Annotated in this window: 20 protein-coding genes; 18 read left to right on the top strand and 2 right to left on the bottom strand. The window is 50.9% G+C overall.

Annotated elements, in window-relative coordinates; genetic code table 11:
* The first annotated feature begins 31 nt into the window (after positions 1–31).
* The 7 genes from tilS (at position 32) to LKD70_RS06990 (ending at position 8,474) form a co-directional block, all read left to right on the top strand.
* The gene (gene tilS, locus LKD70_RS07020; protein ID WP_227707331.1) at positions 32–1,534 is read left to right on the top strand and encodes a tRNA lysidine(34) synthetase TilS; all 1,503 of its coding nucleotides are present in this window, start codon (positions 32–34) and stop codon (positions 1,532–1,534) included.
* On the top strand, positions 1,491–2,018 hold the full coding sequence (gene hpt, locus LKD70_RS07015) for a hypoxanthine phosphoribosyltransferase (protein WP_227707330.1): 528 nt from the start codon (positions 1,491–1,493) through the stop codon (positions 2,016–2,018). The genes tilS and hpt overlap by 44 nt, the downstream gene beginning before the upstream one ends.
* Positions 2,019–2,033: 15 nt before the next feature.
* Complete coding sequence (gene ftsH / locus LKD70_RS07010; protein WP_227707329.1) at positions 2,034–3,875, top strand: ATP-dependent zinc metalloprotease FtsH; 1,842 nt, start codon at positions 2,034–2,036, stop codon at positions 3,873–3,875.
* 4 nt (positions 3,876–3,879) lie between these two features.
* Positions 3,880–5,937, top strand: coding sequence for a glycoside hydrolase family 13 protein (locus tag LKD70_RS07005; protein WP_227707328.1), 2,058 nt, complete (start codon positions 3,880–3,882; stop codon positions 5,935–5,937).
* The gene (locus tag LKD70_RS07000) at positions 5,934–6,800 is read left to right on the top strand and encodes a pyridoxamine kinase (protein WP_227707327.1); all 867 of its coding nucleotides are present in this window, start codon (positions 5,934–5,936) and stop codon (positions 6,798–6,800) included. The genes LKD70_RS07005 and LKD70_RS07000 overlap by 4 nt, the downstream gene beginning before the upstream one ends.
* Before the next feature lie 166 nt (positions 6,801–6,966).
* The gene (locus LKD70_RS06995) at positions 6,967–7,791 is read left to right on the top strand and encodes an HpcH/HpaI aldolase family protein (RefSeq protein WP_227707326.1); all 825 of its coding nucleotides are present in this window, start codon (positions 6,967–6,969) and stop codon (positions 7,789–7,791) included.
* A gap of 383 nt (positions 7,792–8,174) precedes the next feature.
* Positions 8,175–8,474 carry a hypothetical protein gene (locus tag LKD70_RS06990; RefSeq protein ID WP_227707325.1) on the top strand — a complete coding sequence of 100 codons (300 nt, stop codon included), beginning with the start codon at positions 8,175–8,177 and terminating at the stop codon, positions 8,472–8,474.
* 231 nt (positions 8,475–8,705) lie between these two features.
* On the opposite strand, the gene LKD70_RS06985 is transcribed toward LKD70_RS06990, so the two are convergent.
* Both LKD70_RS06985 and LKD70_RS06980 read right to left on the bottom strand, forming a co-directional pair.
* Entirely contained in the window at positions 8,706–9,569 is an 864-nt protein-coding gene (locus LKD70_RS06985; RefSeq protein ID WP_227707324.1) for a methionyl aminopeptidase, read from the bottom strand.
* A gap of 90 nt (positions 9,570–9,659) precedes the next feature.
* Positions 9,660–10,895 carry a DUF1015 domain-containing protein gene (locus tag LKD70_RS06980; protein WP_227707323.1) on the bottom strand — a complete coding sequence of 412 codons (1,236 nt, stop codon included), beginning with the start codon at positions 10,893–10,895 and terminating at the stop codon, positions 9,660–9,662.
* A 170-nt stretch (positions 10,896–11,065) separates the two neighbouring features.
* Between LKD70_RS06980 and LKD70_RS06975 the strand changes: the two genes are divergently transcribed.
* The 11 genes from LKD70_RS06975 (at position 11,066) to LKD70_RS06925 (ending at position 24,355) form a co-directional block, all read left to right on the top strand.
* Positions 11,066–12,265 carry a GGDEF domain-containing protein gene (locus tag LKD70_RS06975; protein WP_227707322.1) on the top strand — a complete coding sequence of 400 codons (1,200 nt, stop codon included), beginning with the start codon at positions 11,066–11,068 and terminating at the stop codon, positions 12,263–12,265.
* Between the two features lie 109 nt (positions 12,266–12,374).
* Entirely contained in the window at positions 12,375–12,959 is a 585-nt protein-coding gene (locus LKD70_RS06970) for an FHA domain-containing protein (protein ID WP_227707321.1), read from the top strand.
* A 245-nt stretch (positions 12,960–13,204) separates the two neighbouring features.
* The gene (locus tag LKD70_RS06965; RefSeq protein WP_227707320.1) at positions 13,205–13,678 is read left to right on the top strand and encodes a complex I 24 kDa subunit family protein; all 474 of its coding nucleotides are present in this window, start codon (positions 13,205–13,207) and stop codon (positions 13,676–13,678) included.
* Positions 13,679–13,685: 7 nt separating this feature from the next.
* Entirely contained in the window at positions 13,686–15,572 is a 1,887-nt protein-coding gene (gene nuoF / locus LKD70_RS06960; protein ID WP_227707319.1) for an NADH-quinone oxidoreductase subunit NuoF, read from the top strand.
* Between the two features lie 12 nt (positions 15,573–15,584).
* Positions 15,585–17,285 carry a [FeFe] hydrogenase, group A gene (locus LKD70_RS06955; RefSeq protein ID WP_227707318.1) on the top strand — a complete coding sequence of 567 codons (1,701 nt, stop codon included), beginning with the start codon at positions 15,585–15,587 and terminating at the stop codon, positions 17,283–17,285.
* 160 nt (positions 17,286–17,445) lie between these two features.
* On the top strand, positions 17,446–18,291 hold the full coding sequence (locus tag LKD70_RS06950; protein WP_227707317.1) for an AraC family transcriptional regulator: 846 nt from the start codon (positions 17,446–17,448) through the stop codon (positions 18,289–18,291).
* A 101-nt stretch (positions 18,292–18,392) separates the two neighbouring features.
* On the top strand, positions 18,393–18,890 hold the full coding sequence (locus LKD70_RS06945) for an AAA family ATPase (RefSeq protein ID WP_407690925.1): 498 nt from the start codon (positions 18,393–18,395) through the stop codon (positions 18,888–18,890).
* A 165-nt stretch (positions 18,891–19,055) separates the two neighbouring features.
* Positions 19,056–19,670: a DUF4867 family protein gene (locus LKD70_RS06940; RefSeq protein ID WP_227707316.1), complete on the top strand. Its 615-nt coding sequence runs from the start codon at positions 19,056–19,058 to the stop codon at positions 19,668–19,670.
* Between the two features lie 107 nt (positions 19,671–19,777).
* Complete coding sequence (locus LKD70_RS06935) at positions 19,778–21,262, top strand: L-fucose/L-arabinose isomerase family protein (RefSeq protein ID WP_227707315.1); 1,485 nt, start codon at positions 19,778–19,780, stop codon at positions 21,260–21,262.
* 4 nt (positions 21,263–21,266) lie between these two features.
* Entirely contained in the window at positions 21,267–22,724 is a 1,458-nt protein-coding gene (gene xylB, locus LKD70_RS06930; RefSeq protein ID WP_227707314.1) for a xylulokinase, read from the top strand.
* Between the two features lie 623 nt (positions 22,725–23,347).
* Positions 23,348–24,355: a 4-hydroxythreonine-4-phosphate dehydrogenase PdxA gene (locus tag LKD70_RS06925; RefSeq protein ID WP_227707313.1), complete on the top strand. Its 1,008-nt coding sequence runs from the start codon at positions 23,348–23,350 to the stop codon at positions 24,353–24,355.
* Positions 24,356–24,532: the final 177 nt, after the last annotated feature.

Here is a 24,532-nt window from a genome sequence, read left to right as displayed (position 1 = left end):
AATTGTATATAGTTTACATATGATGAAATGGATGGAAAGAGAAGCTGAAAAATATATCAGAGAACACGGGATGATCCGGAAGGATGACGTGGTGGCTGCAGGTATATCGGGGGGCGCGGATTCGGTATGCCTGCTTTTTGTGCTCTGTGCGCTCAGGGAGAAACTGGGCTTTCGCGTGTACGCGTGCCATGTGAATCACGGCCTCAGAGGAGAGGCGGCGGACCGCGATGAGGAATTTGTGCGCAGGCTGTGCGGTGAGCTTCAGGTACCCTGCCGCTTTTTTCATGAAAATGTGGAATTAACTGCCAGAAAAAGGAAACAATCTCATGAGGAGGCGGGGCGTGCCCTGCGGCGGGAGGCGTTCGAGACAATGTGCAGGGAAAACGGATGCACAAAGATCGCGACAGCCCACCACAGGGACGACAATGCGGAGACCGTGCTTTTAAACATCGCCCGGGGAACCGGGCTGAAAGGGCTCTGCGGTATACGGCCGGCCCGGGGAAAATGGATCCGTCCGCTTCTTTTTGCGGGACGGGAGCAGATCGCGGAGTATCTGGAAGAAAAAGGAACAGGCTGGTGTGAGGACGCGACAAACAGCGAGGATATTTACACGAGAAACAGGATCCGTCATCATATTCTGCCGGCACTCGGGCAGCAGGTGAATACGGGAGTGTCATTCCACTTAAACGAGCTGGCAAGGCAGGCATGTGACGTGTGGGACTATCTGGAAGCCGGGGTGGATCAGGCGTGGAAGAACTGCGTGAGCGTCACCCGGGCGGGCGCAGAGTCAGCCGGCGCAGGTTTGGCCGGCACAGATTTGAATGGCGCCGGCCTTGAGATAGACGGCCGCGCGTTTGCGCAGGAGATGCCGGCTGTGCGGACTCAGCTCGTCCGCAGGTGCATTGCCTTTGTGCGCGGAGAAGAGAAGGACATCGGAGCGGTTCATATCGAAGCCGTGGAGCGGCTTTTTAGCAGACCGGAAGGAAAGATGAGCAGTCTGCCCGGAGGCGTATGTGCCCGGCGCACGCGCAACGGCGTTTCCATCCGCCCGGCCGGCGCGGATAAAGAGCAGACCGCGGAAGAGAAAACGGAGGAAGTGACGCTTCAGATTCCGGGGGTTACGAAAATCCCGGGGGAAAACCGCGAGATTGTCTGCCGTTTTGTGGAAAATGCGGATGTTAAGACTGCGCAGGATATCCCGCAAAAAAGCTACACGAAATGGATTGATTATGATATAATAGAATACAGTCTTTCTGCGAGGACAAGAAGAGCCGGAGATTATCTGGTGATCAACAAAAACGGCGGCAGACAGAAACTGAAGGCCTATTACATGAATGAAAAGATACCGCGGGAAGAACGGGAAAGGCTGCTTCTCATAGCGGACGGCGGGCATGTCGTCTGGATACCCGGATACAGGATGAGCAGGGCATATCAGATTGGAAGCGGAACAAAGAAGATTCTTGAGATAAAATTAACGGAGGAAAGAAAAGATGTCAGAGACGATCAGAGTGCTGGTCCCGGAGGAGAAGGTTGACGAGAGGATCAGAGAACTGGGAAGACAGATCAGTGAGGACTATGCGGGCAAACAGGTACACCTGATCTGCGTGCTGAAAGGCGGAGTATTCTTTATGTGCGAACTCGCCAAGAGGATCACTGTGCCGGTGTCCATGGATTTTATGTGTGTAGGAAGTTACGGCGACGGGACGAAGTCGAGCGGAGTTGTGCGCATTGCGAAGGATCTGGATGAGTCGATCGAGAACAAAGAGGTACTGATCGTGGAGGATATCATCGATTCCGGCAACACGCTCTATTATCTGATCGATGTCCTTAAGAAGAGAAATCCGGCCAGTATGCGTCTGTGTACTCTTCTGGATAAACCGGAGCGCAGAGTGAAAGATGTGAAGGTAGACTACTGCGGATTTGAGATTCCTGATGAGTTTGTGGTCGGATACGGGCTTGACTATGCCCAGAAATATAGAAATCTTCCTTACATCGGAGTAGTGGAAGGTGTGGAATAAGGAGGAACGAAAGGTTTGGACAATAACAGAAAATACAGAGGCTTCAACAATTCAGCGCTGCTGATGTTTATCATTATTATTGTGGTGGCGCTCTGGATGGGAAGCCGCATGCAGGTGAACCGGCAGGAAATGTCCTACACGGAGTTTGTCTCCCAGGTAGAGCAGGATAATGTCACAGAGGTTTATATTGACCAGAACAGAGCTGTGCCGACAGGAACGGTATCCTTTGTACTGGCGGACACGGGGGAGACACGGACGGTCAATGTATCAAATGTGGAGACCGTAGAAGGACTGCTTGATGAGAATGATATCACGTATTCCATTTCCGCAGTGCCCGAGGAATCCATTTTCTCGACTGTGCTTGTACCGCTTCTGATCACGATGGCGGGAGTGTTCCTTATTTTTTATCTCATGAACCGTCAGGGCGGCGGAGCAAACGCGAAGGCTATGAGTTTCGGCAAGAGCCGTGCCCGAATGACAACGCAGAACGAGATCAAAGTCACGTTCGCGGATGTGGCGGGGCTGAAGGAAGAAAAGGAAGAGTTAGAGGAGATTGTGGATTTCCTGAAGGCTCCGAAGAAGTATATCCAGGTAGGAGCGAGAATCCCGAAAGGCGTACTTCTTGAGGGCCCTCCGGGAACAGGAAAGACGCTGCTCGCAAAAGCGGTTGCCGGTGAAGCGGGCGTGCCGTTTTTCAGCATCTCGGGTTCTGACTTTGTGGAAATGTTCGTAGGTGTGGGTGCGTCCCGTGTGCGCGACCTGTTTCAGGACGCGAAGAAGAACGCACCGTGCATTGTGTTTATCGATGAGATCGACGCTGTGGCAAGACGCCGCGGAAGCGGTCTCGGAGGCGGCCACGACGAGAGAGAGCAGACACTCAACCAGCTCCTTGTGGAGATGGACGGATTCGGAGTCAATGAGGGAATCATTGTCATGGCGGCCACGAACCGGAAGGATATTCTGGACCCGGCAATTTTAAGACCCGGGCGCTTTGACAGAAATGTTATTGTCGGACGCCCGGATGTGCGGGGACGTGAAGAGATTCTCAAAGTCCACGCCAGAAACAAGCCGCTGGGCGACGATGTGGACTTAAAGCAGATCGCTCAGACAACATCCGGATTTACCGGCGCTGATCTGGAGAATCTGCTGAACGAGGCAGCAATCCTTGCAGCAAAAGAGAACCGTGTCTATATTCAGCAGGGGGATATCCGCCATGCGTTTGTAAAGGTGGGAATCGGACCGGAGAAGAAGAGCCGTATCGTGTCGGAAAAGGAACGCCGCATCACGGCCTATCATGAGTCCGGCCATGCGATTCTCTTCCATGTGCTGCCGGATGTGGGACCGGTGTACAGCGTGTCAATTATTCCGACCGGCGGTGCGGGAGGATATACGATGCCGCTCCCGGAGAAGGACGAGATGTTCAACACAAAGGGACACATGCTTCAGCAGATTACAGTGGCTCTGGGCGGCCGTGTCGCCGAGGAGGAAGTATTTGATGATATTACCACAGGTGCATCCCAGGATATCAAGCAGGCGACAGCGATCGCAAAATCCATGATTACCAAGTTCGGTATGTCAGAAAAACTCGGACTTATCAATTATGACAATGACAGTGATGAAGTCTTTATCGGACGCGATTTCGGCCATACGTCAAGAGGATACGGCGAGAAAGTGGCAGGTACGATCGATGAGGAAGTAAAGAGAATTATCGATGAATGTTATCTGAAAGCGCGTGCAATTATCAAAGAACATCATGACGTCCTGGATGCCTGTGCTGCTCTTCTGCTTGAGAAGGAAAAGATAACCAGAAGTGAATTTGAGAAGTTGTTTGAGAGCAGCGAGGCAGAGGGGGCTTGAATGTATGAACAGAGATGCACTGTTCTGTGACGGTACGCAGGATTATGTGATTCCTGCGGAACCGAAAATCAACGAGAAGATCAGGCTGCGGTTCAGGACCGCGCACAATGACGTGGAAGAGGTCAATATTCTGACCGGGGACCGCAGCTATGCAATGTGGAAGATCTGTTCCGGAAGCGAGTTCGATTTCTACGAGATCGAATGGCAGCTTCAGGACATCCCGTTTCACTATTCGTTTGAGATAAAGAGCGGGGAACAGATCTGGTATTTCAACAAATACGGAGTGGCGGACCGCAGAGAAGATTACTATGCGTTCACCATTGTTCCCGGATTTTCCACACCGGAATGGGCCAAAGGAGCGGTCATGTATCAGATATTCGTGGACCGCTTCTGCAACGGCGACCCGGCCAATGACGTGGAGGACGGGGAATATATCTACATCGGCGCGCCCAGCGCAAAAATCAAAGACTGGAATCAGGTGCCGGCAGCGCTGGACATCAGGAATTTTTACGGGGGAGATCTTCAGGGAGTTATGGATAAACTCGATTATCTCCAGGATCTGGGGATAGAGGTGATTTACTTTAACCCGCTGTTTGTATCTCCCTCGAACCATAAGTATGATATTCAGGATTACGACTATATTGACCCGCATTATGGAAAGATTGTTGAAGACGGCGGTGAGCCGGCGCCCTATGATGCGGAAGATAATGTTCAGGCGACAAAGTACCAGAAGAGAGTGGGCGATATTCGAAACCTGGAGGCCAGCAACGCGCTTTTTATCCGTCTTGTGGAGGAGATGCATAAGAGAGGCATGAAGGTGATCCTCGACGGCGTGTTCAACCACTGCGGGTCTTTTAACAAATGGCTGGACAGAGAGCGGATTTACGATCAGAGACCGGAATATCCGAAAGGGGCGTATGTCAGCGCAGACAGCCCGTACAGAAACTTTTTCCATTTCCATGACGCGAGGGAAGAGGCGTGGCCGTACAACGCAAGTTACGACGGTTGGTGGGGACATGACACCCTGCCGAAACTTGCCTATGAGGATTCGCCGGAGCTGGAACAGTATATCATGGATATCGGGAAAAAATGGGTATCCCCGCCTTACAATGTGGACGGCTGGCGTCTCGACGTTGCAGCGGATCTGGGCTGCAGCAACGAGTACAACCATATGTTCTGGAAGCGTTTTCGGAAGGAAGTGAAGGAGGCCAATCCGAACGCGCTCATTCTTGCGGAGCACTACGGCGATCCCATCGAATGGCTTCAGGGAGACGAGTGGGACAGCGTCATGAACTATGATGCCTTCATGGAGCCGCTGACCTGGTTTCTGACCGGAATGGAGAAGCACAGTGATGAGAGGCGGACGGATCTGTGGGGGAATCCGGATAATTTTGTCGGAGCCATGCGCCACTTTATGGCGAGCATGCTTACCCCCTCCCTTCAGGTTGCCATGAATGAGCTGTCCAATCACGATCACTCCCGTTTCCTTACGCGGACGAACCACATTGTAGGAAGAGCCGAGCACGTAGGTGCAAAGGCGGCAGAAGAGGGAATTAACCCCGCGGTGATGCGGGAGGCGGTTACGGTTCAGATGACCTGGGTCGGAGCGCCTACGGTATACTACGGTGATGAGGTCGGCCTGTGCGGCTTTACAGACCCGGACAGCAGGCGTACCTATCCGTGGGGGCGGGAAGATAAGGAAATGCTTGCCTTCCACAAGGAAATGATCCGCATTCATAAGGAGGAAAAGCCGATCCGGACAGGATCGATCAAGCTGCTTCTTGCGGATTTTAACGTGCTGGCTTTTGCGAGATTTCAGGGAGATGAGCAGATTGTAGTCCTTTTGAACAACAGCAAGGAACTCCGGCAGCTTACAGTGCCGGTATGGCTGTGCGGCGTGCCGAAAGAAGGAAGAATGAAGCGCCTGATTTACAGTTTCGAAGAGGGATATACAACTGCTTATGACGAGTATATTGTTGAAGATGGCGAAATTGTAGTCAATATGGGACGCCATTCTGCGGCAGTGCTAAAGCCGATCAGCAAAGCGGAGAGATTACTATGACAAAAAAAATAGCAGTGATTCATGATTTGTCGGGCTTTGGCCGCTGTTCTCTGACAGCGGCCATATCTGTCATATCCGCAATGGGGGTGCAGCCCTGCCCGCTGCCGACGGCCATACTGACCGCCCAGACCGGATACCCCAGCTACTACTGTGACGACTATACAGACAAAATGGATATTTTCCGCAGAGAATGGGAAAAGTTGGGAGCGCGTTTTGACGGCATATATACAGGATTTCTGGCCGGTGAAAAACAGATAGGAAAAGTGTTCGGCTTCCTTGACACATTTTATATGGAAGATACGTTCCTTCTGGTAGACCCGGTGATGGGAGATAACGGGGCAAGGTTTGACATTTTTTCAGATGAATTTCAAAGCCGGATGAAAGAGCTTGTCTTTCGCGCTGATATTGTCACTCCGAACCTGACAGAACTGTGCCTGCTGGCAGGAGAGGACTGCCGCCGGGCCGGGGCAGATGTATCCGGGGACCGGGAAAAGATAATAAAGGAGGCTGCTTCGATGGCCCGTGAGTTGATATCGAGGGGCCCGGAGGAAGTGATAGTTACGGGGATCCGATTTACTGATGAGGAAAGCGGAACCGCGTGTATGGGGAATCTGATTGTCACAGAAAAGAACAGTGTTCTGTCGGCCCGCCCTTTTGTCGGAGAAAGTTTTTCCGGCACAGGTGATCTGTTCGCGTCTGCGGTTGCAGGCGGGAAGGCAAGAGGCGATGCTCTTGAAGATACGGTAAAGATCGCGGGGGAAATGATAGAAAAGGCGATGCGTTCTTCTGTGGAAAATAAAGTTCCGAGAAACGACGGAGCAGATTACGAACAGTTTCTCTGGATGCTGACACGCCGGAACTAAAAGACATCTGCCGGAAAGCATACTTCCAATGCCTGTATTCCAGACGGTTTTCTTGGAGGAAAGAGCCTATAGGAAAATCCCGGAGACAAAGAACGGAAGATGCGCTTGTATTTCCGGAAGGATCTTTTATAATAGCCATATATGGGAAGGAAAAGGAGGAAGGACAATGATGAAAGAAAACAAACTGCGCTATCACCTGGATCATGGGCTGCCGCTGCTTTCTACCAGGCTGTGGAGCACATGGCCGTTTTACACAGAGGTGGTAGGATCTACTCACAATTTTGACTATATTGAATTTGTCGGCGAGTACGCACCTTTTACACAGTATGATCTGGAAAATATCGCCCGGGCGGCGGAGCTTTATGAGATGGGGACAATGATTAAACTTGACCTCCAGAACAGAGGTTATGTGGCTCAGAAAGCGATCGGGGCAGGCTTCCAGTCTATCATGTTTGTCGATCACGTAAATGCGGAACAGGTGCGTGAGAGCGTAGAGATGGTAAAACCGAAGACGCCCGGAGGAGGCGGTACGTTTGGATATCCGAACAGGCGGTTTATCGGGGCGCAGTCACACATTCCGGCTCTTGACCACGCAAAGCGCCTGGATGACATCGTCTTGTGCTTTATGATTGAGAAGGAAGAGGCGGTTGAGAATATTGATGAGATCTGTTCTGTTCCCGGAGTTGATATGATTCAGTTCGGACCAAATGATTACTGCATGAGCCGGGGATGGAACACCGCTGATCACAAAGAGGAATTTAAGGCGGCTGAGAGAAAGTGCATCCGTGCCGCGCTTGACCATGGCGTACGCCCCAGATGTGAGATTGTCCATCCGGAAGACGCGCAGTATTATATGGATCTCGGCGTAAAGGATTTTTCGCTGGGAGACCAGCTCGCGAAGTTAAAAGAGTTCTGGAACGGGGAAGGCCGAACTATGAGGGATATGGTGAATCAACTGGGATTTGGCGAGGGGAATGGAGACTGCTGTTAGAGTAAAATCCGCTCCGGAATCCCCTGTCTCGCTGCTCGCTGGGCTTCATCCGAACAGAAACGTGTCCGTCCGGCAAATCACAAGTTACCACTGGCATCTCCCGCCCGTGTATGTTATGATACACACAAAGCATTAACCATTTCCAGCATGTTTTTATTCTAAGAATGCACGATGTACGATGCCATTTCAGAAATTCTAATCACATTCAGGAAAATCTCAATGCTTTCATTCCCATTCAACACAGCAGAGAGATTTTTCGGAAGGATCAGTTGATCAGTTGAACGAAACAGTCTCTTCTGCACCATTAATCAAAGAGGAGGCTGTCATATGGCAAAACGCAACCGCAAATTCGGACGGAAGAGATCCGGGAGTATACAAAGACGATGGAACTGGAGGAAGCCGTGGAGCTCGCCATCAGGGAATGTCTCAGCGAAGGAATCCTGAAAGAATTTCTGGAGAAACACAGAGCGGAGGCGAAGGAAATGAGTATTTTTGAATATAATCAGGAACGTCATATGATGCAGGAGCGAGAAGCTGCCTGGAACGAGGGCAGAGAGGAAGGCCTCCGGGAGGGCATCGAGAAGGGAATTGAGAAAGGAATCCAAAAAGGGATGGAGGAAAGCCTGCGGGATCCCCACTCCCACGCTGGGCTTTATCCAAACAGAGGTGTGTCTGTCTGGTAAATCCGCAGAAATAGAAAGATATAAGAAAAGAAGACGGCCCTTTATTGATAAATAACAGCAGTTGATATGACTGCTGGTGTCAATAAAGACCGTCTTATTTTTTACAATATTTTGATTTTGCAGCAGAGATAAGCTGCATTCCGATATTTGAGTTATGGCTCAATTATACTCCTCGCTCACACTTTATATCGAAGCGTTGCCTGGCGCCTCAGTGCCCGCTTTTCAACCGCGTTATTTCGTCAGCACCTCAATCCCATCTTCTTTCACCAGAACCATATACTCGATCTGCGCGGAAAGACCATCATCGATCGTGTACACGGTCCACCCGTTGTCTTCATCCACAAAGAAGTCAGGGCTTCCCTCATTGATCATCGGTTCGATGGTGAACATCATGCCCGGGACAAGAAGCATCTCGCTTCCTTTGGGGGTCACGTAGCTGACGAAGGGATCTTCATGGAATGCAAGGCCGATGCCGTGTCCGCCGATCTCTTCCACAACGGAGTAGCCGTTTGCGCGGGCGTGGCTGTTGATGGCGTCAGCGATATCGCCCAGATGTCCCCAGGGTTTTGCGGCTGCGAGTCCCCGCTCCACGCACTCTTCTGTCACGCGGATCAGGCGCTCGGCGCGGTCGGAAACTTTTCCCATCTTGAACATGCGGGATGCATCGGAGAAATACCCGTCCACGATGGTAGATACATCGACGTTGATGATGTCTCCCTCTTCGAGAATGATATTTTCATCCGGAATACCGTGGCAGATCTCATTGTTGAGGGACGTGCACACGCTCTTTGGGAATCCCTGATAATCAAGGGGGGCGGGGATTCCGCCGTGCTCTGTTGTATAGCGGTAGACGATCTCGTCGATCTCCGCTGTGCTCATACCGATGCGGATGTGTTTTGCCACTTCGTCCAGTACCGCTGTGTTGAGCGCTGCGCTCACTTTGATTTTTTCAATCTGCTCCGGCGTCTTCAAAAGCTTGCGGGTCGGGACGATCTCGCCTTTCTCGGCGTGCAGAAGCATTTTCTCCTCGATGGGCATGTGGCATTTTTTGTATTTTTTTCCACTGCCGCACCAGCAAAGGTCATTTCTTTCCATGAATTACATCTCCTCTAAAATTAATATACTTCAAATAACCGATATATTCCGGGCGTTAATCACAGGGAATGTCTCGGAAAACAGCGGATTTCAGAACCTGTGAATAAAAAGCCCGCTCCGCAGTTTCGGCTCAAACCAGGTCGATTTCGGCGGCATAAGCAGTCCTGCATCCGCGACCGCAAGCAGCTCCTCCATTGAGGTGGGATACATGGAAAACGCGATCCCGTCTGATGCGTCTGCGGTTTCCTTAAGGGCGTCAAGTCCCCTGATACCTCCGATAAACCGGATGCGGGGATCGGTTTTCGGGTTTGTGATCCCGAAGACAGGGGCGAGAATGTGTTCCTGCAGAACAGATACGTCCAGATTTCTTACAGGATCATCGTCCGGCGTCTTTAAAAGGTTTCGGAGGCGGTACCATGTGCCCCCGGCGTACATGCCGAATTCGCCCTTTTTCTCCGGACGGAAGGGCGACGGCCCGATTTCGGTTACTTCAAATCCATCCCCTATCTTATCAGGAAATTCGTCAATTGTACACCCGTTCCTGTCTGTAACTACACGGTTGTAGTCGAAGATTTTCAGCTCGTCGGAGGGAAACAGCACACTGAGAAAGAAATTGTACTCTTCATTGCCGGTAAAGCCCGGATCTGCGGCTCTTCTCTTGAGTCCGACTCTGACGGCGGAGGCTGCCCTGTGGTGTCCGTCCGCGATGTACAGATGGGGAATCTCTGAAAAAAGACGGGAAATATTCTCAATAACAGAAGGACTGTCTATTTTCCAAACTCTGTGTGTGATGCCGTCGTCGCTGACAAAATCATACAGCGGTGTGCCGGATGACTCTTTTCGGATAATTTCGCGGAGCTGTTCTTTCGGTCTGTACGTGAGAAAGATCGGGCCGGTCTGTGCGCTGCATGTATCCACATGCCGGACCCGGTCCTCCTCTTTGGCGGCCAGCGTGTTCTCGTGTTTCAAAATAACGCCGCCTGTGTAGTCGTCGATGGAAGCGCAGCCGACGAGTCCGGTCTGAGTCCTGCCGTTCATAGTGAGCGCATATATATAGTAACAATCCGTTTCATCCTGGACAAAAGATCCGTCTTCAATCATGGAGTTTAATGTGTCGCGGGCGGTTTCATAAACGGCGGAAGAGTAGAGATCGGTCCCCTCGGGGAGAAGCGTCTCAGCACGGTCGATTTTCAGAAATGACATCGGATTCGCGCGGACGATCTCTCTTGCTTCGCTGCTGCTGTATACGTCATAGGGGAGTGCCGCGATGGAAGAAGCAAGCCTTTCGGCCGGGCGGATTCCCCGAAATGGTCGGATAATACTCATTTGAACTCTCCTTTTATTTGGCGGATTTGATGTCCCGCTGTGCTTTGCGGGGCTTTGACAAAAGATAACAGATTCATTTTAGCACAGGTGCGGCGCTTTTTCAGCAGATTTTCTTCCGGCAGGGGCGGATGGGTACAATTTTGTTGATGATATGGAGATTTTGTAATACAATGGAAAAAATTGGAAGGAAGAGAGACTATACGATGATATTTAACACAAAGGAGCTTGTCATGACCAGTGAACAGGAGAGGCTGTTCAGAAAAAAGGCAAGAGCTGCTACCGGAAAATATTTTTGGGCAGCCGTACTGTTTGTCCTGGTTTTTCAGATATATAATATAGGTTATGTGCTGTATTATACAGAGTTCCGTCTGGGAACCGAATCCAGCAGGATTTATATGACGCTGTATGTGATTATGCTGGCAGGATGCGCGGCTGCTTCTGCGTTGGGGCTGCTGTGGACATTTTCAAAAAAGGACAGAGACTGGGCGCTGCTGATACTGTACGCGGCGTTTTGCTGCCTGCTTCTGTTCTGGTCGGCGTGCGTGACTCTTTACGACCATAGAGTTTCTGACAACATAAGCGTCTACATGACAAGCGCTATCTATGTTGCGGGACTGATTTATATGCGTCCCAAAGTGTCAGTCCCTGTATTTCTGATCTGTGAAGCGGGACTGCTGGCGGGGCTTTTGCAGATGGACTTAAACGGGATTAAGGACACTTACGGATCCTGTGTAAATTCGGTGGGACTGACAATTGTGGCGGCCTTTATCAGTCTGTACCGATGGAGTTCCATGAGGAGAGATTTTCTGAATCATCTGGAGATAGAAGAGAAAAACAGAATGATTACAGAACAAAGTGAAAAGCTGAGTTATATGGCGAACCATGACGCCCTTACGGGACTCTGGAACCGGAATTACCTCAATGAGTGGAAAGAAAACTTTTTCAAATCAGGGAAAGAAGGGCAGGTATCGGTTTTTATTACGGATATCGACTATTTTAAACAGTACAATGACGCGTTCGGTCATGTGAAAGGGGATGAATGCCTGAAAAAAATCGCGGATGCCCTGCAGGAGATCGGAGGGATTGTCTTTCGTTTCGGCGGAGAGGAATTTCTGTGCATAGAACTCAATAAGACCGCTGACCAGGTGGATTCTGCGGCGGAGAGAATATGCAGGTATATTGAAGCGCAGCAGATTGAGTCGGCAGTTCCGGGACGGTACCTTTCGGTCAGTGTCGGGTATTCTTCGGGCGTAATGCAAAATGACACGGAGTTCAGGATGCTGCTTCATGAGGCGGATAAGGCGCTTTATGAGGCGAAGAGGAACGGACGAAATCAGGCTGTGCGGTTTGAACAAGAGACAGGGGACTGACCGGGGAGACTGATTTCCGGGCTGAGCGGATATCGACAAAATCCTACATTTTTCCTTGCTCATATGCTAAAATTATAGTACTATTAAAACTCGAAGGAGTGTTTGCGATATGTGGTACTGGATCGTGATGTTTTTTCTGATTGCCGGAAGCGCTCTTATGTTGATGGTATCCTTCAGAAGTATAAAGAAAAATAAGATGATAACAGCCAGAGCTGCAGTCGGAGGCCGGCATGGCAGAGCAGGCGGCTACGGGCAGGACGATGGTTATGACTATGACAGCGGCTATGATGAGCCTGAGCCGAGAGGACGGCGCGTAAGAGATGAGTATCCGGAAGAGCACGACAGGCGCGCCGGACGGAAGAAGAGACGGCAGTGGAAGATTATTATGGAAGATATCGACAGCTGGGATAAGTACAGCTTTACTTTCTATGACACGGTAGGAATCGGAAGAGGGAAGGACGGCAGTGCGTTTGAAAAATATCTGCCGATTCTCGGGGACGGAAGAGTTTCCAAGATACACTGCTCAATTGTACATAAGAACGACAAGCTGTATCTGAGAGATGAAAATTCCAGAAACGGGACATTCTTAAACGGAGAGCGGATCGACCGCCCCATTGTCATTCAGAGAGACGATATTATCGGGATTGGTGAGACGAGGCTTGAGATACAGCGTATTTTAAGGGAAAGTGAATAGAGACGCCGGCAATGCTGATACCGGTGTGCCGGTACGAAATGTGAAGAAACGCGAAGATTTTGCCGGACTTTAAAGGCTGCGGTTCACGCTGATATGAAAAATGATTCATATCAGTATGTGAACCGTAGCTTTTTCTTGCCTTGTTAACATTTTATCTATTGATAATGATGCAGTTTCCACATATAATGGTATGTGATTGATATTTTTTTATCGATATTATACAAACAGATATAAGGAGGTAACACATGTTAGAACAGTCCTACTATGACAAGGCAGACGAGATCATTGCGGAACACGGCAAGCAGCAGGCTGCGCTGATTCCGATCATCCAGGACATTCAGAGTGAATACCGGTACCTGCCGCCCGAACTTTTAAGTTATGTGGCGGAAAAGCTGGGGATCAATGAGGCAAAAGCCTACAGTGTGGCAACGTTTTATGAAAACTTTTCCTTCGAGCCAAAAGGGAAATATATTATTAAAGTCTGTGACGGAACAGCCTGTCATGTGCGCAAGTCCATTCCGATTCTTGAGAGGCTTTACAGTGAGCTGGGACTCTCTCACGAGAAGGCGACGACGGACGATATGATGTTCACACTTGAGACAGTGTCCTGTCTCGGTGCGTGCGGACTTGCGCCGGTACTGACAGTGAATGATAAAGTATACCCCGCCATGACACCGGATGCGGCGGCAGAACTGATTCGTGAGTTGAGAGGAGCTTAAAGACGGTATGGAGAGAATAGAAAACAGAGAAGCTCTCGGAGCGGTCCGCGAAGCTTCCAGGGCAAAGATTGAGAACAGCAGATGCAGAATCCTTATCTGTGCCGGGACGGGATGTCTTGCGGGCGGATCGGGACAGATCTATGACAGAATGTGTGAGCTTGTGAAGAATAATCCGGATGTGGAAGTGCATTTCGGACCCGAGATCGCTCACGGTGACGGCGAGATCGGCGTGAAAAAGAGCGGATGCCACGGCTTTTGTGAGATGGGTCCCCTGATGAGGATTGAACCTCAGGGAATCCTCTACACAAAGGTTCAGCTTGAAGACTGCGATGAGATTTTCCACAGAACGATCGAGAAAGGCGATGTCATCCGCCACCTTCTGTTTAAGCAGGACGGCATCGAGTACAAGAAACAGGAAGAGATTCCGTTTTATAAGAAACAGACGAGAAATGTGCTGAAAAACTGCGGACATATCGACGCGGAACACATCAGTGAGTACATATCCACCGGAGGATACCGGGCACTTGAAAAGGTGCTTTTTGAGATGACACCTGAGGAAGTGATTAAAGAAATCTCGGATTCCAACTTAAGAGGGCGCGGGGGCGGCGGATTCCCGACAGGGTACAAGTGGTCCCAGGTGGCCCGGCAGCAGGAGAAGGAGCGCTATGTTGTCTGCAACGGCGACGAGGGCGACCCGGGGGCTTTCATGGACCGAAGCATCATGGAAGGCGATCCCCACAAGATGATCGAAGGTATGATGATCGGCGCTTACGCTGTGGGCGCAAAAGAAGGATATATCTACGTGCGTGCAGAGTACCCGCTTGCGATCAGCCGTCTGAAGATTGCCATCGCCCAGGCTGAGGAATGCGGACTGCTTGGGGACAACATCCTTGGAACAGATTTTTCCTTCCATCTTCATATCAACCGGGGCGCAGGAGCGTTTGTCTGCGGAGAGGGAAGCGCCCTGACGGCGTCTATCGAAGGAAACCGCGGTATGCCGAGAGTCAAGCCGCCGAGAACGGTGGAGCAGGGACTTTTTGCGAAGCCGACGGTGCTCAACAACGTGGAGACATTTGCCAATGTGCCGATGATCATTATGGAAGGGGCGCAGTGGTTTAAGAATATCGGACCGGAGAACAGCCCGGGAACAAAGGCGTTTGCCCTGACAGGAAGCGTAAAGCATACCGGACTGATCGAGGTGCCGATGGGAACGACGCTGAGAGAGGTAATCTATGACATCGGCGGCGGCATCAAAGGAGACGGAGCGTTCAAGGCAGTGCAGATCGGCGGTCCGTCCGGCGGATGTCTGACGGATCAGCACCTTGATGTGAGCCTGGACTTTGATTCTCTTAAGAAGATGGGCGCCATGATCGGGTCCGGCGGACTTGTTGTCATGGACAACCACACCTGTATGGTGGAAGTGGCCCGGTTCTTTATGAACTTCACGCAGAATGAAAGCTGCGGAAAGTGCGTTCCGTGCCGCGAGGGTACGAAGCGGATGCTTGAGATCCTCGAGCGGATCGTGGCGGGCAACGGAAAGATGGAAGACCTGGATCTTCTGGAGGAGCTTGCGACTACGATCACTGAGACCGCGCTGTGCGGACTCGGAAAGAGCGCGGCGCTTCCGGTTATGAGTACGCTGAAACTGTTCCGCGACGAATATGTGGAGCACGTGGTGGACAAGAGATGTGCGTCTCACACCTGTTCCTCCATGAAACGCTATATCATCAGTCCGGAGCGGTGCAAAGGATGTTCCAAGTGTGCAAGGAACTGTCCGGCGGATGCAATCAGCGGAAAAATCAAGGAACCGTTTACGATCGATACAGAGAGATGTATCAAGTGCGGCGCCTGCGAGAGCGCGTGCGCGTTCGGCGCGATACATGTTGAATGGTAGGAGGAGACAAGCATGAGTTATATGACGATAAACAACAGAAGAGTGACTTTCACGAATGAGAGAAACGTCCTTTCCGTAATCCGCAAGTCGGGAATCGATCTTCCTACGTTCTGCTATCACTCAGAACTGTCCACTTACGGCGCCTGCCGTATGTGCGTGGTGGAAGATGACCGGGGAAAGATATTCGCGTCCTGCTCGGAAGTGCCAAGAGACGGGATGGTAATTTATACAAACACGCCGAGGCTTCAGCATCACCGCAAGATGATCATTGAGCTTCTTCTGGCGTCCCACTGCCGCGACTGTACGACATGTGCGAAGAACGGCGTCTGTACGCTGCAGAAGCTTTCAAGGCAGCTCGGCATCACGGACGTGCGCTTTGAGAACAACAAGAAACAGCTCCCGAAGGATCTGTCTTCGGTCTGCGTGATCCGCGATCCGAATAAATGTATTCTCTGCGGAGACTGTGTGAGAACGTGTGATGAGATTCAGGGACTCGGTATCCTTGACTTCGCGTTCAGAGGTTCCAAGATGCAGGTGACGCCTGCCTTTAACAAAGATCTGGCAGAGACGGACTGTGTGGGATGCGGACAGTGCCGCGCCGTGTGCCCGACAGGAGCGATCAGTATCCATCAGAATGTAGAGCCTGTGTGGGCGGCTCTGGCGGATAAGGACACCCGCGTGGTAGCGCAGATCGCACCGGCGGTTCGCGTGGCAGTGGGAGACAAGTTCGGCATCAAGAAAGGGGAGAACACCCTCGGGCGTCTTGTCGCAGCGCTTCGGAGAATCGGATTTGACGAAGTATATGATACGAATTTCGGCGCGGACTTGACAGTTATGGAAGAGTCGAAAGAGCTGGTAGAACGCCTTGAGTCAGGGGAAAACCTTCCGCTCTTTACATCCTGCTGTCCGGCATGGGTGAAATTCTGCGAGAACCGGTATCCGGAGTTCAGAAGCCACATTTCCACATGCCGATCTCCGCAGGAGATGTTCGGCGCCGTGCTGAAAGAAGAGGCGCGCATCAATGAGGAGAAGGAGCGCGCAGAGGGCAGAGAGCCGAAGAAAACGCTTGTCGTATCGATCATGCCGTGTACAGCGAAGAAGGCAGAGATCGAGCGCCCGGAGCACTACACGGACGGAGTGAAAAATGTAGACTATGTGCTCACGACAACCGAGATCACCCGTATGATCCAGGAGGCCGGAATCGACCTCTCCCAGGTGCAGCCTGAGGCCCTTGACATGCCGTTCGGACTTGCGTCCGGAGCGGGCGCAATATTCGGTGTGACCGGAGGCGTGACAGAGGCGGTTTTAAGACGTCTTGTGAACAGCAGCCGCGCGGAAGACCTGGAGGAGATCAGCTTCTCCGGAATCCGCGGCGTGAACGGCATCAAGGAAGCAACGGTGAAGCTTGGAGACCGCGAGGTGAAGATCGCGGTTGTGAACGGACTTCACAGCGCGGGAGAACTGCTCGATAAGATGAAAGCGGGAGAGGCTCACTATGACTTTGTGGAAGTGATGGCATGCAAGAGAGGATGTATCGCCGGAGGCGGACAGCCTGTGCCGATCGGGCCGAGGACGAAGAAGGCCAGACTGGAAGGAATCTACAAGATCGACAGCATGGCTCAGATCAAGCTGTCCAACGAGAACCCGATTATCGCGACTCTGTATGACGGCCTGTTGAAAGGAAAGGAACACAAGCTTCTTCATAATGAATAAACTTCCGCCGTACTGATTTTGCGCGGTATCTGTGGCACACTGCGGCAACTTTGTGGTATGCTGTACTATGTGAAGCGGATGGCGGGAAAAAAGATCCGGTTCGGACTACGGTCAGATCCGGATCTTTTTTTCTGTCGGATAGAAAGGAGGCGTAAAACGCATGGATTTCTCGCATGAGCTGATTGTCCCGGAAGCGGGATTTCCCTTCAAGCTGTTTATCTTCGAGGGGAAAGACGGAAATTATTACAGGGACCGGCACTGGCACCGCTCTGTCGAGATTTTTGCGGTGTGCGGTGGAGAGCTGGAATTTCATATTGCCGACAGGCTGTGGCATCTGACGCCCGGAGAGTTTATGATTGTGAATTCCAATGAAATACACTCTGTGGATTCACCTCTGCCGAATGAGACGATCGTTCTTCAGATCCCTCTTAAGCTGTTTGAAAATTACTATACAGGAGAACAGTTTGTCTGGTTTACCCATGAGCCGGGCAGGAGGGACGACCGGTTTATGGAACTGATAAAAGCGCTCTATCGGACATATTCAGAAAAGCCGTGCGGGTATGATATGAAGATGAACAGTATCTTCTATCAGATCATGTACCTGCTTGTGAAAGACTACCGGCTGACGGAAGCGGACGATGAGTCTGTGCGCAGGAACAAGAACTTAAACCGCCTTTCCGCCATTACTTCCTATATGAAGGAGAATTACGCGGGGGATATTACCCTTGAGGAGGTTGCCCGTGTCTTCGATTACTCGCCCAACTATCTTTCGAGAATGTTCAGAAAATACGCGGGGATTACGTTCAAAAGCTATGTTCAGAACATCCGTCTGGAGTATGCTCTGAAAGAACTTGAGAGCGGCAAATACAGCATCACTGAGATTGCAGTTCGGAGCGGATTCTCCGGGAGCAAGGCGCTCGCCAGGGCGTTTCAGAAGAAGTACGGGATGCTGCCGAGCGAATACAGGAGCAGAATGAGCGGCTCTGTTAAAAAGCAGAAAGATTGATGGAAAGCGTAGTATTAGTCTAAAATAGTAACAGTATATAAAAATATCCGGCATTTATGCCGCAGGGATACCCCTGCGTAAGATGCCCGGGGGAGAAGACGGTGATCCTTATTGACGAATATGACGTGCCTCTTGAGAACGCATATTTTGCCGGGGGCTACGATCAGATGACAGACCTGGTCCGCTCTCTCTTTGAGTCAGCGCTGAAGACGAATGCGAATCTGGCGTTTGCTGTGGTTACAGGGTGCCTGAGGATCAGCAAAGAGTCCATTTTCACAGGCCTGAATAACCTGAAGATTATATCCGTTACAGATGACCTGTACTCTGAACATTTCGGATTTACACAGAAAGAAGTGGAAAGTATGCTCGACTTCTACGGGTTGTGGGGAAATAAACAGAAAGTCCGTGAATGGTATGACGGCTATCTGTTTGGAAACACGGAAGTCTATAATCCGTGGAGTGTGATCAACTATGTGCAGTCGTGTTACAGGAATAAAGATGCGTTCCCGAAGCCTTACTGGTCCAATACAAGTTCCAACAGCATTGTGCGCAGGCTGGTGGAACGCGCCGGGGAAAACGGTAAAAATACAAACCGGTAAAATCACAAAAAGATAAGAAATGGGTATAAAAAAGCTAATTATTAGGTCGAAAACAAATTATAAAGGTGATAAAATGACCTCAGAAGCCTGAAAAGAAGCAAAAGACATCCCGCAGGCAGCGCGGCGGCGTTTCCGGCGGGGATGCTGAGGCAAGGAGGTTATGAAATGGAGATTCAGAAAGTTACGGATACGTCCTTCGGCAGATACGGGAAGGTGGTCACGGAATTCTCTTTTGAGAAGATCTTAAAAGAGATGGAGCACACTCCCCTGCCGAGGGACGTTGTCTATGTGCCGTCTGTCGAGGAGATGGAAGCTCTTCCGGAGGCCGTGGACGTAAGCCGCAAAGGATTTGGCGGGCTGCCGGTGCAGATCGGCTACTGCAACGGGGACAACCATAAGCTGAACGCGCTTGAGTATCACAGAAGCTCGGAGATCGATATCGCGGCGACAGACCTGATTCTGCTGCTCGGATGCCAGCAGGACATTGAGGCGGACGATACCTACGATACATCGAAAGTGGAAGCGTTCTTTGTGCCGGCGGGAACAGCGGTTGAGCTGTACGCGACGACCCTTCACTATGCGCCGTGCAGCGCGCAGGAAGGCGGCTTCCGCTGTGTGATCGTACTCCCGAAGGGGACGAACGAGGATCTTCCCTTTGAGGCGGCGAAGGATGGAGAAAACCGCCTGCTCACCGCGGTGAACAAGTGGCTGATCGCCCATGAGGAGGCCGGAATTGAAGGCGCGTTCTGCGGACTCAAGGGAGAGAATGTCGAAGTGTGACAAAGGCGGTATTTGAAGCAGACACAAAAATAAAAAAGAAACAAAGAGGCAACACACAAAGAAGGAAAAACAGAAATCATAAAAAATAAGAAAGCGAGGAATTTACTATGAACAACATGCCGGAATTAAAAATCGGAGTCGTGGCAGTGAGCAGGGACTGTTTCCCGGAGAGCCTTTCCGTGAACAGAAGGAAAACGCTGATCGACGCTTACACAAAGAAATACGGTGAGGGTACGGTTTATGAGTGTCCGATCTGTATCGTGGAGAGCGAGATCCACATGGTACAGGCTCTTGAGGACATCAAGAAAGCAGGGTGCAACGCCCTTGTCGTTTATCTCGGAAACTTCGGGCCGGAGATCTCCGAGACGCTGCTTGCGAAACACTTTGAGGGACCGAAGATGTTTATCGCAGCCGCTGAGGAGACGCAGAACGACCTTGTACAGGGCCGCGGCGACGCTTACTGCGGCATGCTCAACGCAAGCTACAACTTAAAGCTGAGAAATGTGAAAGCCTACATCCCGGAATATCCGGTGGGAACAGCCGAGGAGTGCGCGGACATGATTCACGAGTTCGAGCCGATCGCAAGAGCGGTTGTAGGACTGAACGGACTGAAGATCATAAGCTTCGGACCGAGACCGCTCAACTTCCTTGCGTGCAACGCACCGATCCAGCAGCTCTACAACATCGGTGTTGAGATCGAGGAGAACTCCGAGCTTGATCTTTTTGAGGCGTTCAACAAACATGCGGGAGACGAGAGAATCCCGGCGCTTGTAAAAGAGATGGAAGATGAACTGGGAGCGGGCAATAAGAAACCGAAAATTCTCTCCAAGCTTGCGCAGTACGAGCTGACACTCAAAGACTGGGTGGAGGAACACAGAGGCTACCGCAAATATGTGGCAATCGCAGGCAAGTGCTGGCCGGCGTTCCAGACACAGTTCGGATTTGTTCCGTGCTATGTGAACAGCCGTCTGACGGCTCAGGGCATCCCGGTATCCTGCGAGGTTGATATTTACGGCTGCTTAAGCGAGTTCATCGGAACAGTAGTGAGCCAGGATACAGTGACGCTTCTTGACATCAACAATACGGTTCCGGCTGATATGTACAAAGAAAGTATCGAAGGAAAATATCCGTATACACAGAAAGATACATTCATGGGATTCCACTGCGGAAACACTGCTTCAGGAAAACTGACATCCTGTGAGATGAAATACCAGATGATTATGGCGAGGACGCTTCCGGAGGAAGTGACGCAGGGAACTCTGGAAGGAGATATTGTGCCGGGAGACATCACATTCTACCGTCTGCAGAGCACATCTGACAATGTTCTCCGCGCGTATGTCGCGCAGGGCGAGGTCCTTCCGGTCGCAACGAAGTCTTTTGGCTCCATCGGTGTGTTTGCTATCCCTGAGATGGGAAGATTCTACCGCCATGTGCTGATCGAGAAAAACTATCCGCACCACGGAGCGGTTGCGTTCGGACACTATGGAAAGGAACTGTTTGAAGTGTTTAAGTACATCGGAGTGCCGGTAGAAGAGATCGGCTACAATCAGCCTGCCGGCGTGAGATATCCGACAGAGAATCCGTGGGGGTAATGCCATGCTGTTTATAGGAGTAGACCTGGGAACGTCAGCGGTCAAGCTTCTGCTGATGGATGAAACAGGAAAAATTGAAAAGATCGTATCAAAAGAGTACCCGCTGTATTTCCCGCATCCGGGCTGGTCTGAACAGAAGCCGGAAGACTGGTTCGCACAGACGGCAGAAGGCATCAAAGAGCTGGTATCGGAGTGCGACAGAAGCGAGGTGAAGGGCATCAGCTTCGGCGGGCAGATGCACGGGCTGGTGGCCCTGGATGAGGCGGACAATGTGATCCGCCCGGCCATCCTCTGGAATGACGGCCGCACGGGAAAGCAGACGGACTATTTAAATAATGTTATCGGAAAGGATAAACTTTCCCGATATACGGCGAACATCGCATTTGCCGGGTTCACAGCGCCGAAGATTCTCTGGATGAAGGAAAACGAGCCGGAGAATTTCGCGCGGATCGCGAAGATCATGCTCCCGAAGGACTACCTGGCATATATGCTGTCCGGTTCCTTCTGCACAGAATATTCGGATGCGTCGGGAATGCTTCTTCTGGATGTGGAGCACAAATGCTGGTCCAAAGAGATGATCGAGATCTGCGGCATCCGCAAGGAACAGCTTCCGAAGCTGTACGAGAGCTGGGAGCCGGTGGGCTGCTTAAAACCGGAGATCGCCGGAGAGCTGGGACTCCCGGAAGATGTAAAGGTCATCGCCGGAGCCGGGGACAACGCGGCGGCGGCTGTGGGAACCGCAACGGTGGGAGACGGAGCCTGCAACATTTCCCTCGGCACGTCAGGCACGCTCTTTATCTCAAGCAATAAATTCGGCGTGGACGAACACAATGCTCTTCACTCTTTCGATCATGCGGACGGACATTACCACCTGATGGGATGTATGTTAAGCGCAGCGTCCTGCAACAAGTGGTGGATGGATGACATCCTGAAGACGAAAGCCTATCAGGAAGAACAGGAAGGCGTCACAAAACTGGGCGAGAATCATGTGTATTACCTGCCGTATCTGATGGGAGAGCGTTCCCCGCACAACGATCCGGACGCGAGGGCGGCGTTCATCGGCATGACGATGGATACGACCCGCGAAGAGATGACGCAGGCGGTTTTAGAGGGCGTGACTTTCGGACTGAGAGATTCGCTGGAAGTGGCGAGAAGCCTGGGCGTGAACCCGGAGCGTACGAAGATCTGCGGAGGCGGCGCGAAGAGTCCGCTCTGGAGAAAGATCGTGGCGAATGTGATGAACATGAAAGTGGACATCATCGAGAGCGAAGAAGGGCCGGGCTACGGCGCGGCGATCCTCGCGGCCGTAGGATGCGGCGTATTTCCGTCGGTTGAGGAGGCTGCCAAAAAACTTGTAAAAGTGGTGGCGACAGAGGAACCGGAGCCGGAACTGGCTGCGAAATATGAAGAACGGTATCAGAAGTTTAAAAAGTTCTATCCGCTGTTAAAGGGGAATTTCTGATTCCCTGAACTGAAAGGAAGATTCGGATTTTCTGATCAGAACCGGGAACGGTGAAAAGGAAAACAATAAAAAAGAAATACGAAAAAGGGAAAGGCACTGCGCGGCTGGAATATCAGCCGGAACGCAGTGCCTTTCCCTTTTTTCTTTTAGAAAAAATTGGCAGATTTAGTTTATTACACACCAAAATATATAAGCAATAAGCGTGCCAGGTGCTTGCGGGCGAGCGTTCAAAAAATGTTAAGAAAACGGCGTATTTGCGGGGTTCTCAGTGAATGCCGGGGGAATTTTTTTGCCAGAATTTTTCACAGATTGTTAAAAAAATCCGGCAGAGCATAAAACGTGAAACGAAAAGAGCTGGATTGAAACATGTACTTTTTTGAATACAATGTTTCTTGAAACAAAAAACGTTTCATTTTGTTCCAAGTTTTATGGCTGGATGAAAAGTAAGTTTCAGTTGCTTGCAAGAATTTTAAAAATCTAGTATGATATTTTTTAGGAAATATCCATAAATTTAATGCAAATTTTATAATAAGTTTGGTTAAATGAATGGAGTTGGCACAACGATTGCTGTTTAGTCTTAGCAAAAATTGCAGAAAGCAATTTGGGAAAGGAGAGAGATGAGTATGAGCACAAAACCGGTACTGGGAATTATGCTTGGGGATGCAGCTGGCGTCGGCCCGGAGATCGTGGCGAAGATCGCCGCAAGCGGGTTCCTCACAGAGCAGTGTGATCCGATTATTATCGGAGATCTCAGAGTACTCGAACGCGCACTCAAAGTTACGGGAGGCGAAGTCAGACTTCAGGTAATTGACAATGTTGACGACGCTGACTGGACAAAGGGAATTCCGGTTCTCGACAGAAAGAATCTGGATCCGGAGAAAGTTCCTTTCGGCACACAGACGACAGAGAGCGGCGCTGCATGCCTGGACATGCTCGATATGGGAATTGACCTGTATCAGAAAGGCAAGATCGAAGGCTTCTGCTTCGCGCCTCTTAACAAGGCGGGCATGAAGGCTGCGGGATGCCATTATGAGAGCGAGCACCACTACATGGCGCATCTTCTGAATCACACAGATCCCTTCGGTGAGATCAACGTGTGCGAAAACGTGTGGACAACAAGAACCACAAGCCACATTCCGATCAGTGAGGTCAGCAACAACCTTACACTTGAGAGCATCGGAAGGGCAATCCGGCTTTCAAACTACACACTGAAGAATGCCGGAATCGAGAAGCCGAGAATTGCGGTCGCGGCACTGAATCCTCACGCAGGTGAGAATGGAACGTGCGGACGCGAGGAGATCGATGTGATCACTCCGGCGATCGAGGCGGCGAGGGAGAACGGAATCGACGCAAACGGACCGTTCCCGTCAGACATTCTCTTTATCAAGGCTTTCAGAGGAGATTATGACGGAGTTGTGACGATGTACCACGACCAGGGGCAGATCGCTCTGAAGTTAAGAGGCTTTGACCAGGGAATCACAATCGCGGGCGGATTCAAGCCTCCGATCGTGACATGCGGACATGGAACAGCTTACGATATTGCGGGAAAGAACATCGTAAAGACGTCTGCTTTTGAGAACGCTGTCAAGATGGCAGTGAGAATGGCCAATGCGGCACGAAACAAGAAATAATCTTGAGAGGGAACTATGATATATAACAGCGCAATTGATAAATTCGGGAAGGGGATGCGGACGAAATCCTGGACCAAATGAGGTCATTAATAGGAGGAGGTCACGCACATGTATTCCTACGAAGACAGGTTAAGAGCCGTAAAGCTCTATATCCAATACGAGAAGAGTTATGCATCA

Origin of the sequence: Ruminococcus turbiniformis, from assembly GCF_020687545.1 — a bacterium.
Lineage (GTDB): Bacteria > Bacillota > Clostridia > Lachnospirales > Lachnospiraceae > Mediterraneibacter > Mediterraneibacter turbiniformis.
The sequence above is the reverse complement of the archived record's forward strand: the minus strand, read 5'-3'. Positions and strand labels throughout refer to the sequence as shown.